Source organism: Cyclobacterium plantarum (assembly GCF_011290685.1).
Classification (GTDB): domain Bacteria; phylum Bacteroidota; class Bacteroidia; order Cytophagales; family Cyclobacteriaceae; genus Cyclobacterium; species Cyclobacterium plantarum.
On the sequence record NZ_JAANYN010000003.1, the window covers coordinates 424,968 to 437,331 of the forward strand.

4 protein-coding genes are annotated in these 12,364 nt (G+C 44.5%); 3 read left to right on the top strand and 1 reads right to left on the bottom strand.

The window, feature by feature from the left end; genetic code table 11:
• Positions 1-348: 348 nt before the first annotated feature.
• The gene (locus G9Q97_RS09715) at positions 349-2,778 is read right to left on the bottom strand and encodes an outer membrane beta-barrel family protein (RefSeq protein ID WP_166146240.1); all 2,430 of its coding nucleotides are present in this window, start codon (positions 2,776-2,778) and stop codon (positions 349-351) included.
• Positions 2,779-3,375: 597 nt separating this feature from the next.
• Between G9Q97_RS09715 and G9Q97_RS09720 the strand changes: the two genes are divergently transcribed.
• From G9Q97_RS09720 to G9Q97_RS09730, 3 genes are all read left to right on the top strand, one after another.
• Positions 3,376-7,401 (top strand): two-component regulator propeller domain-containing protein, encoded by a 4,026-nt coding sequence (locus G9Q97_RS09720; protein ID WP_166146243.1) that lies wholly within the window; start codon positions 3,376-3,378, stop codon positions 7,399-7,401.
• A gap of 197 nt (positions 7,402-7,598) precedes the next feature.
• Positions 7,599-10,748, top strand: coding sequence for a SusC/RagA family TonB-linked outer membrane protein (locus G9Q97_RS09725; RefSeq protein WP_166146246.1), 3,150 nt, complete (start codon positions 7,599-7,601; stop codon positions 10,746-10,748).
• Between the two features lie 5 nt (positions 10,749-10,753).
• Positions 10,754-12,295: a RagB/SusD family nutrient uptake outer membrane protein gene (locus G9Q97_RS09730; RefSeq protein ID WP_166146249.1), complete on the top strand. Its 1,542-nt coding sequence runs from the start codon at positions 10,754-10,756 to the stop codon at positions 12,293-12,295.
• The last annotated feature ends 69 nt before the right edge of the window (positions 12,296-12,364 follow it).

The following is a 12,364-nucleotide window of genomic DNA, read 5'->3' on the forward strand; positions in this document are numbered from 1 at the left end:
AGATGATCCAAAGTGAGTTTTTTGACGGGATTACCCTTTCAGTCGAATACATATGCGATAGCCTATTTTTGGCTAAAGCCAGGAAAAATTGTATTTAATTCTATGGAATGGGCTAAAGCCGCATTCCTATTGAGGGATGTTAGCCATTGATTTTTTGGTTTTTATTTTAGGATCAATTCTCTTTTATCAATTGCCTCCTGCTTCAGCTGGAGGCAATTAATTGGGTTATTAGCATCATTGGCTTTTGAAATCCGATTAATAGGATGGAGCTATATCCTATTGAGGGAAAAATCTTCCTAACGCTCAAACCTTATATTCGCAATGTGGGTAATTTTGCATTTTTTGTATTCAATCCTCCCCCAATATCGTCGGCTTGCTTTGGGCTTTGGATTGCTTGATCCGGTAGTTTAGGGTCAGGTTGATTTGCCTTCTTCTGGGCAGGATATCCCCTTCAGTCAGGAAGCCCGGACCTTCAAATATATACCGGTTTCTGCGGGAATTGAACACATCCATTACATTTAGAATGAGCGTTCCGCGGCCCTTCATGATGTCCTTGCTGGCGGAAATGTCCAGGTAGGCAATGGCTTTTTGTACCCCCTGGGCCACCCTTCTGCGACCCTCATAATTTCCCCGGAGCTGCAGGTCCAGTCCGTTTTGCAGAGTGAAGCGGGAAGTAAGCCGGGTAAACCAGGAATAGGTGTCGGCCGTGTAAGTGTCCAGTATATTGCTGCCGTCGATTTTGGCATAGAAAAAGTTAAAATTGGCATCCAGCTTCCACCATTCTACCGGGTAGTAGTCCGTGGTGAATTCAAAGCCCATGGACTGCTCTCCCAATAAATTATAAGGAAGGGTGGTGGAATTGCCCTCTTCATCCACACTGCGGATGCGCTCGATTTTGTCTTCGGTATCCCGGTAATACAGGGTGGAGAAAACAGAGCCTTTGTCCATGTATTTGATGTGGCCCAGTTCGAAAGCGTCCGTGTATTCCGGATTCAGGTCCGGGTTGCCGCTAAAGAAATTCCGGGCATCGGAAAAGGTCATAAAGGGGCTGAGGTCATTGTAGACCGGTCTTCGGATCCTGCGACTGTAACTGACCTGCAGGGCATCGTCCGGGCTGATATTGTAGGTCAGATGGGCGGAAGGGAACAGGTTGGCATAATCCCGGGGATTGACCTCATTGGTTTTTACCAGGGTGGTACTCACATCGGTGTATTCTGCTCGTAAACCTCCCTGATAAGAAAATTTATTGCTCTTATTGCCCAGGATGGCGTAGGCAGCATGGATGTTTTCGTCATAAAGGAAAATATCGTCCAAACCAGGAAGAGGAACCATATTTCCAGACTCAGCGCGTTCACTGACGATAAAATCATTCTCCATATTCCGGATACTGCTGCGTATCCCGGTTTCGAAATTGCCTTCGCTGCCGACAGGTTTGGTATAGTCCAGTTGGAGGAGCCATTGCCTGTCAAATTCATCGTTAACGGAAGTTTGATACAGGGATCCACCTGGAATGGGCGTTCCATTTGGGAAATAGGCATCCTGGGTGTACACCTGATCGGAATTTTCCCAATAATCCAGGTAAGTAATGGCTGTACTGAGTACATGGCCTTTCTGTTCAAAGCTTCGTTTATAGGTCAGGTTGAATTCTGAATTGGGTTCTTTCTCATCTTCATCCTGAGTCCTCAGGGTGTAACTGTCCAGAATGGGAGCTTCTGCAGAGGGGTAATCGTTATACCGGATATTGGTCAGGCGTCTGGCATCACTCCTTCTCCAAAGATAGGAACCGGTAAGGATGCTGTTTTCGTTGAAAAAATAGTCCAGCCCTGCTCTGATATTGTTGTTGAGACCGTTCACCGTACCCGTGGTGGTCTGGTGAGAGTAAAAGCTGGTATCTGCATTGCTGACTTCCTGTCGGATGGTGCCTTCCCTGGGCACCCGGCGGTAAGCCACGCCATAATTGACGAACCAGTTGATTTTCTTATGTCTGTAATTCAGGTTGGCTGCCAGCCCAAAATTGTGGGGGTTTCCCGCAATTCCCTCAAAGGAGGCATTGAACCCCTGATTGTTTTCTTTTTTGAGGATGATGTTGATCACACCGGCCATGCCTTCCGCCTCATAGCGCGCAGAAGGGTTGGTGATGACTTCAACCGTTTCGATCATACTGGCAGGTAGTTGTTGCAGACCACTGCTGCCTTTGAAGCTTACCAGGCCGGAAGGTTTGCCATCTACCAGGATCCGTACATTGCTGGATCCCCTCAGGCTTACCCCGCCTTCCGGATCAACGTTGATGGACGGCAGATTCATCAGGATATCGGAGGCAGTTCCTCCTGCATTGGCCAGGTCCTTGCCCACATTAAAGATCCGTTTGTCCAGGGAAAGTTCCATCAGCGTTTTTTCACCCTGCACCACCACTTCATCCAGGTTTTCGGTATCGGCTTCCAATTCCAAGCGGCCTAAATCCACCCTTCGGTTTTCCCTGTTGATAATCAGGTCATTGATTTCCAGGGGCAGGTAACCCATAAATTCTACAAGCACATCAAACTCCCCTTGCGGCAGATTCAGGTCAAAGGTGCCATCCTCTGCTGTAATCCCTCCGTTAACCAGTGTTTTTTCTGTGCTTTCGGATTCGAACACACTGATGGTGGCGAAGCCAAGCGGCGCATTGCCATCCTGGTCAATGACAATTCCCCGAATACCTCCAAAATTATCAGATTGGGCAAATAGGGAGCTGCTAATTAGAAAAAATAAAACTATTGCGGGCTGGTAAATTTTTTTCATGAGTATGCTTTTCATTTTCTGGGTAACTGCAAAGATAGAAATACAATAGGTAGGAAAGTTGAATTTTTACAGGAAAGCCGAAAGAAGTGTATCAAAGGGGTTTATTTTTTGATTAAACAATTGGATCCGGACATGCGATTCGGTCTTCCAGAAGAAGGAGTTTATTATGGCGGTTTTTCACTAGCAGCCCGAGTTGCCTAAAATAACAGTTCTAAATGTAGACAAGACCCGGTCTATTTGTGTTCCTACTGGAACATGCAGACATTAGACGAATCCAGTAAACTGATTATTTAACCGGGTACACCAGTAATTCATTAATCAATTGGCCGAGGAAACAAACTTAATTTCCAATCTATTTATGCGCTTTCAATTTTTTTTTTAAAACGTAGCTTATTCGGCGTATCGATGATTGATTTGTCCTGATAATTGACTGATATAGCCCATTGGCCCCTGCGCCTTTGAACTTACCTTAGCGGTGACAGTTTAGGCAGGAGTGAGTTGAGATTTGATCGTAAATCATTTCCGGCCTGAATGCAGTTTTAAGTTATGAATAAAGGCTTAAATTACCGGCAAATCCAAAATATCCTATCAATACAGATGAGAGCTTTACTTCTGACATGCTGGCTGGCTGCCTACGTAAGTCCTTCTGCTTTTCCCTTTCAGGGAAATAATGCAGAGGAATTTACCATAGATGTATTGAACGTACGCCGAGGTTTGCTTAGTAATTATGTAACGAAGGTGGTCAGCGACCAATACAATTTTAAATATTTTGCCACAGAAGGAGGAATCACGAAGTTTGACGGATATGATTTTTCAGAGTACAAGCCGGGTCTGGCTTTTCCGGGACTGGAAAATGAAAATATAGAAACCCTTTTTAAGGATAAGGAACATAAAATCTGGATCGGAACGAAAGGAGGAGGACTTTCCAAACTTGATCCTCAAAAAAACAGTATTCAATCCTTTAGCCAGCAGTTTCTAGCCTATTCGGATAAGCCGCTACGTGTGATAGCAATAAATCAATCGAAGGATGGTAGCATTTGGATCGGAACCTGGAGCAATGGGGTTTTTGTCCTGGACCCCGAGTCAGAAAAAGTGGTGGAGCACTTTTCTTTCCTTCAGCCGGTCTACAATATTATAGCAGATCAATTTTGGAATGTATGGTTTGTTAGCGGCAATCAGCTGATGAAGTATGATCCTTCCGAGCAGCGACTGTTACGATTCCAGGCAGGCATGATACCTTATAACCTGGTAGAAGATCCTTTGAGGCAAAAGATCTGGCTCATTGGGAATTCACAGCGAAAAGTCAACCTGCATGCTTTTGACCTGGAACGGCAGCAAATAGAAAAATTTGATATCGGCATCAAGGCCAATTATGTGAAAAGCATGGCCTTAGATCCTCTGGGCAGACTATGGATAGGTAGCTGGGGTGATGGATTGTTTATCAGCGATAGCAACGTGGCGAATTTCAAGAAAGTAAATACCAACCCCCACAGCACCCTAGAGGAAAACATCAACTATTCGATCATTTTAAGTATAGATATTGATGAGAATGGAATCGCCTGGCTCGGAACTTCGCATGGGGGGGCTTTGATTCTTTACCCAAATAAAGGCTTTGATTTTTCTACCATTACTGCCCAAGAGGGGATTATTGACCGAAATGTGACGGCCTATCTGATTTCGAAGGCCGGTGTTACCTACAAAGGAACGCTTACTGAGGGCTTGTTTTCAAACCGCGGCAAATCTGGCTTTCAGCTAGTGGAGCGCGTCAATAAGTCAAAAGTTTATACCTTATACGAATGGGAGGATTATTTATTTGTCGGAACTGGACTGGGAATGTATATCGCCAAAGATGGAGATTTCACCAAAGCGGAGCGTTTTTTCCCCTCCCAAAAGATCACGACAATCCTGGTGGATTCACAAGAACGACTATGGGTCGGAACGCAGCAGTCGGGCCTAAAAATGGTTGATTTTAACACCTATGCGGATTTTTCATCCTGGACTATTTTCGAGGAGAATAAGCAAGCCTATCCCTTGGAGAATAACCGAATCAGTCAAATCAAGGAAGATAAAAATAGTAGGATTTGGCTGGGTACTTATTCGGGAATCAATCGCTATGATGAGACTAGTCAAAACTTCACCACTCATGCTGAGCTCCTGGGTGGGCAATTGGATCCGAGTATTATCAACGATTTATTCCTTAGCGATGAAAAAATGTACCTGGGTACTCCCAATGGTTTGGCCTCAATAAGGATTAAAAACGAAGAGCTGATCCTGGAAGATTTTTTTGAAAAGAGTAAAGGCCTGATGAATGATTTTATCTGCGCGGTAGAAGAGGATAAGTCTGGAAATCTCTGGCTGAGTACGACCACTACGGTAACCAAATTTGATCCACAATCCAAAAATTTCATCAATTATGACCGGGAGGACGGTGTGTTGATAAACTCTTTCCACAGTGGGGCCTCCTTTCAGGAAAAATCCGGAAAGATTTATTTCGGAGGCTCAAATGGGTTGGTTGGTTTTCAGCCCGAAGCCATCAGTGAAGAATTTAATGTACCCGAGGTGGTTCTCACCAAATTGACGGTCAATAATCAGGTATTACACGTCGGAGACGGGGTGGATGGGGAGACTATCCTGGAAAATTCCATTCAGAATACTAAAAAAGTCAATTTAAATTATTCCCAAAATCACCTTTCCCTTACGTTCGCTGTAAATGATTTTTTTGGTCCGGATAATGTTTCCTATGCCTATCAACTTAAGGGAATGAACGAGGAGTGGGTGTATCTGGGTACGTTGAATCAAATCAGTTTTACGGGCCTTCCCTGGGGAGATTATGAGCTGCTGATACGTGCCAGTCGAAATAATCAGGACTGGAGTCCGGTGCGATCTCTTTTGATTTCTATCCAGGCGCCACCCTGGTTGACCTGGTACGCGTTTATACTTTACGCGCTATTGGCATCCGGAATTTTGCTGCTGATTCGTTACATATCCCTCCGGCAGGCCAAACTTCGCGCAGAGCTACAAATCATTCAGATTGAGAAGGACAAGGAGCACGAACTCAATGAAGCCAAAATCACTTTTTTTACCAATATTTCCCATGAATTCAGAACGCCGCTGACGTTAATTCTCAGCCCGGTTACGGAACTCTTAGAGCATTTCGATTTTAAGGAATCTGCGAGAGAAAAGCTTCTCCTGGTGGAGTCCAATGCCCGGCGTATGCTGAGATTGATCAATCAGCTTCTTGATTTCCGAAAAGCAGAGCATGGGCTATTGAATTTGAAATTGGGTTATTCGGACTTCGTGGGGTTTGCCAGGGAAGTATACCTGAGTTTTCAGAGTTTGGCAGCTCAAAAGAAAATTGACTATCACTTTGAGTCCAATATGGACAAGGTTGCGCTGGAATTCGACAGGGACCAAATGGAAATTGTCCTCTGCAATATCCTTTCGAATGCTTTTAAATACACCGGCCAAAATGGACTAATTACATTTTCCGTTTTGGTAGAATCAGGGGTTATGCAGGTAAAGGTAAAGGACTCTGGAATCGGGATGAGCGAGGAGGATGCGGCTAACGTATTTGATCGATTTTATCAGGTACAAAACGCAGATACTTCCAAACTAGTTGGCAGTGGAATCGGATTGGCTTTTTCTAAGGACATCATCGATCTGCACGAAGGAGAAATCCGAATCCGGAGCGAACAAGGAAAAGGCACTGAGGTGCTTTTTAGCCTTCCGCTGCATGTAGAAGAAGAAACGGCCATGGATCTATTTGAGGATGAAGGGTGGGACCTGGTCACTGATTTCGAAATAAACAACCAAAGCGATCTAAAAATCGAAGAAAACCAAAAATCTGCAACCATCCTGATAGCGGACGATCATGAGGATATTCGAAAATACCTCCGGGGATTACTTGAAGATGAATACCACATTCTGGAAGCAGATGATGGATTGGCGGCGTGGGAACTGATCAATCAAGAAATCCCGGACGTGATCATTAGTGATGTGATGATGCCTCGGATGGATGGTATCAAACTTTGCCAGGAGGTCAAAAAGCAAATTACTACCTCTCATATCCCTGTTATTTTATTAACAGCCAGAACCTCCGTTACCTACGAAATGGAAGGGTTGAAAACGGGAGCGGAAGATTATATCACCAAGCCCTTCAACCCAAAAATTGTCAAGACCAGAGTGACTAATATTCTGGAAAATCGCAACAAACTTAGGGAGTACTTCCTGAATAGGGTGCGCTTTGAACCCGATAACCGGGCTGCACTTGAGTCTGATTTGGATGCACAGTTTATTGAAAAAGCCATTCAATTGGTTAATCAAAATCTTCAAAACACTGATTTCGGGATAGACATGATGGTTGATGAATTGTATATGAGTCAATCCACCCTATTTAGAAAGATTAAATCACTAACCGGACTTTCGATCACTGCTTTCATTCGCTCAGTTAGACTAAAAAAGGCAGCTCAGGTTATTTTGCACAGCCACATGAAATTGAGCCAGGTGGCCTTTGAAGTAGGTTTTAATGATTACAAGTACTTCAAAAAATCCTTTCAGCAGCAATTCAATTGTCTGCCGTCCGCTTACAAACAAAAGATTGTGGAGAAAGCCAAAGAAGCTTGATTTTTTCGCTGTTGCCAGAAAAAACGTGATTTCCCTCATAAAATGGGCAAAAGCGCCAATGTAATCAATAGAACCCCTCATTTTTAGTCAGATTGGCGTATTTGACCTCCCGTTTGCTCGATTCATACCCTTTGAATAGTGTAGGTTTACTCAAATTTGTATCCGTGAAATTATCAATAACTCAAAATCTTCCTTCTATGGAAAATGAAAAAAGCAAAGGAAATCTATCCGCCAGGATGAACAGAGAATTCCTTTCATACAAAAAGGCCTTCGTACTGGGACTCCTGCTGTGCTGTACGCTATCTACGGCTTGGTCCTTTCAGGCTGTTGAAGTCCAGGGACAGGTGACAGCAGCAGATGGGGAAGCACTTCCTGGAGTAGTCGTGTTAGAGAAAGACACAAACAATGGAGTAGTTACAGATTTGGATGGGAACTATACGATACCGGTAGCTTCTCCCGAATCAGTTCTCGTTTTTAGCTTAATCGGCTTCAGCAAACAAGAGGTGGTCGTAGGTAATCAATCCACTATTGATATAATGCTTTCCGAATCCGAGGCCCTGCTCGATGAGGTAGTCGTAGTCGGTTATGGGGAGCAAAAGAAACTCAACCTCACCGGTGCGGTAGAGACCTTGAAGTTTGACGATGCTGTCAATACGCCTGTTACCAATAGCGCACAGCTGATGTACGGTAAATTCTCCGGAGTTCAATTGACCCAGTCAACCGGATTACCAGGAGCGGATGGTTCATCCATTGTCATTCGGGGCATCGGTACCTTCGGAGGAGCCAACCCACTCGTTGTCATTGACAATATTCAATACGATGGATTAGCAGAGTTTAATAATTTGGCCCCATCCGATATCGAAAGCATTTCCGTATTGAAAGATGCCTCCGCCTCCGCAATATACGGTGCAAGAGGTGCCAACGGAGTCCTGGTCGTCACGACAAAAAAAGGAACCAAAGGTAAGTTTTCGGTTGATTACAATTCCTTTACCGGTTTTCAGCGCGTAACCGTAGTTCCTGAGTATCTGGATGGGGTTGATTACGCTACACTCTTAAATGAGCGTACCCTAAACGTAAATGGACCCGATGCACCAGTACGCTATTCACAGGAAGATATTGCGGCGATTCGCTCTGGAAGCAATCCTGATCAGTTTTCCAATACCAATTGGGCACAAGTTGCCCTTCGGGACGCACCGATCCAAAATCACTATTTGTCAGCATCAGGAGGTACGGATCGCATGACTTACAGGCTTTCTCTTGGGTATCTTAATCAGGAAGCCGTGGTGCAGGGGAAGTTCAAATCAGATCGAGTTAATTTAGGAATCAATCTCAACGTTAAACCAAACGATTGGTTGACCATTACCAACGTCACCAACGCTTACTGGTCCAGATTTATGGGGCCTAGTGGAGGGGCTGGCGCAATTACGGGTGAGACCGGAATTATTAATCAGTTTCAGCGCTCTACTCCGACCGTCCCGGTCTATTATCAAAATGGTGAGTTTGGAATTGTAGACGGGGCCTATGAAAACGTCAATTTTTCATTTCCTATTAATAATGTTTTGCTAACCGGTACTCAGGGTGATTATTCCCGGGACAACATCAATATCAGTGAGCGAATTGGTTTGACGGCTAAACTTGCTGAAGGGCTTTTCTTTGAGACGAGTGGAAGTGCGATCATCAATTTTACCAATATTTCCAATTTCAATCCCCGTTTAACGACACGAGACTGGGAAGGTAATGTGGTCAACCAAAATGATTTGAATTCACTTTCTAATAATTTGGATTTCAACTATCGATTATTGAATGAAAATATTTTGCGCTACAATACCAGTATCCTGGGTAAGCATAATTTAGGCTTCTTGTTGGGGCATTCCGTGATTTACGATAAAGTCGATGGCTTCAACGGATCATTGCAGGGTTTTCCATCGGACGCCATACAGGAATTTAACGGCGGCGGGGTATTGAATCCATCCGTCGGCGGTGGAGCATCTGAGGAGGCCTGGCAGTCATTTTTTGCCCGGGTAAATTACAATTACCTGGAAAAATACCTCTTCGAGGCCAATGTACGGAGAGATGGGTCCTCTAAGTTCGGAGCCAATAACCGATATGGTACCTTTCCTTCACTTTCAGCTGGATGGAATATCGCCCGGGAATCTTTCCTTGAAAATTCGGGCTTCCTTTCTGACTTGAAAATCCGCGCTAGCTGGGGCTTGAGTGGAAATGACCGAATCGGGAATTACATTTTCGAGCAGACCTACAATACAGGACTGGATTATCATTTGGGACAGGATGTGATTGTTCCAGCAGTGGCATTGACTTCCCTGGCCAACCCCTTTATTACCTGGGAGACGATAGAGCAGTTTAATATTGGAATGGATGTGGCGTTGCTTAGCAACCGACTGGATGTGACCGCAGATTATTTTAAGCGAATCAGCTCTGATATTCTGTATACCAATTTTCCAATTCCAAATTCTATAGGGGTAACCAATTTGGCTGCACAAAATGCAGCGGGAATGGAGAATAGCGGACTGGAGATGACTGTGAATTATCGTCAGAATATGGGTAAACTCACTATGAACCTAAGTGCCAATGTAACCAGAATGGCAGATAATGAGGTGACTGATTTGGGGCCTGGTGGTGAAGAGACCATTTCAGGACAGACCATCATCCGAATAGGAGTCCCGTTCAATGCGTATTATGGCTATGAGGTGATGGGAGTATTTCAAACTGAAGAAGAGGTAGATGCTGCTCCTCAGCAGTTTGGGAATAACCAAACTTCTCCAGGTGACCTTCGATATGCGGATTTGTCCGGACCTGAAGGGAAGGCGGATGGAGTGATTGATGCCTTTGATCGGACGGTGATCGGAAATCCTTTCCCTAAGTGGATTTATGGACTCAATGCCAACTTCCAAATGGCAGGTTTTGACTTGAGCTTCGTTTTCCAAGGGGTGGGGGGAATAGACCGTATCCTGGACGGTAATGGGCAACAGCCGATGCCAGGTGATCGTAATAATGCGCTTTCCTACTGGATCAATCGATGGACTCCGGAGAATCCTTCCGAGACACTCCCAAGATTGGGGGGTGTAAATAATACCGTGACCTCTACTTTTTATGTCCAAGACATGTCCTATCTGAGACTTAGAAATACCGAACTGGGATACACGCTCCCTGGCGATCTTTCTCGTCTTGCCTTGATGAATCAGGCTAGGATCTTTATCAGTGGACAAAACCTACTCACTTTCACTAAGGTCGAAAATTTTGATCCTGAAAGGCAGCGGGGCGGTAATACCGATCTCACCACGCCGCTCTATAAGGTTTTTTCTGCAGGTGTTAACATTAAATTCTAAGACTCATGAAAAAGTTAACCTATATCTATACACTAATCGCGCTTTTTTCATTCTCCTGTTCGGAGGATTATTTAGAGCGGGGTTCTTTGACTCAATTGGCGGAAGGTAACTTCTGGCAAAATGAACAGGATGCACTTTTGGGCATCAATGGGATCTATGAGGTACTGCAGGACAGAGTGCTGTACAGCGGTAACCTGAATGGAATTGCAGGACTGCCCCAGCACGATAGCTTTGCTGACAATTCCTTTAATAATTACAAGTTTGAAGGTCCGGGAAACTTTGTGGAGGGCAGAGCGGATCCTTCTTATGGCTTTTTCAATTCCTTTTGGACCGCGCTTTATAGAGGGATCGGAAGGGCAAATAATGCCCTGGTAAACATCAGAAACATTCCAAATGAAAATATTAATCAAGCCAATAAAGAGGCTTTGATCGGGCAGGTGCGTTTTCTCAGAGCGTTGTTTTACTTTCATTTAGCAGTGTATTTTGAAGATGTTCCTTTGATTGAGGAGTTTCAGACGCTGGAAGAATCCTATGTACCCAAGAATAACTATTCAGAAATCCAGACTTTTATCAATCAAGAATTGAGAGACGCTGCTGAAGTGCTTCCGGAAAGTTATCCCGAAACACAGTTTGGTTATGCCACCAAAGGAGCTGCATTGAGTCTTTTAACTCGATTTGAGTTGTATAATAAAAACTATGAAGAAGTAGTGCGTTTGACTTCGGAGATCATGGGTTTAGGTTATTCCCTTCATCCGGATTATGGGCAGTTGTTTACTGAAAATGCCGAGCAATCTCCTGAGATTGTTTTTTCGGTACGCTTCATCCAGGATCAATCCAATAATGGAGAGACGTTCTCGTCCACTTACCTGGGAATTCCTAAAGTAAATGTGCAACCCATGCCAAATATGGTGGATGCCTATTTGGCAACTGATGGATTGCCGATTTCAGAATCACCCTTGTATGATCCAACGGATCGAAGGGCTAATCGGGATCCCCGCCTAGGTCATTCAGTCTATTTCGAGGGAGATATTTTCTTACTTTATCTCAATCGCCCGTTTAGAGGAAATACGGCTACTCGTTTTGGATTGAAAAAGTACGTTCGCAACGATGTATCGGCTGAAGGAATCAATCCGGGGGCGCCGGGTGGACAGGATTTCTATGTGATCCGATATGCAGATGTTTTGCTGATGAGAGCCGAGGCTTTGGCAGAAACGGGCCAGTTAGCTGAAGTGTATGATTTGCTCGATCAGATCAGAATACGGGCAGGAATGCCAACTGTCACTGAAGTAAATGGGACTGGTTTAACTCCTGGCGAATTACTGGATTTGGTGAAACTGGAAAGAAGAGTGGAGCTGGCCTTCGAAGGGCTTCGATTCTTCGATGTGAAGCGCTGGGCTGAGGTAGAGGAAGCCTACGCCCGGGCTGCGGCAGATCCGGTCGGTCCTTACAATCCTGAATACAGAGGCAGGAGATCAGAGGTGTTTGCTTTGCCACTTTCTGAATTAGATGCCAATCCAAATTTGGTCCAAAATCCCCTTTGGAATTAAAAATATAGGGTTTATCATCATAGATGGATTCACCGCTCCTGTCTTTTGACAGGAGTGGTGTATTAATTC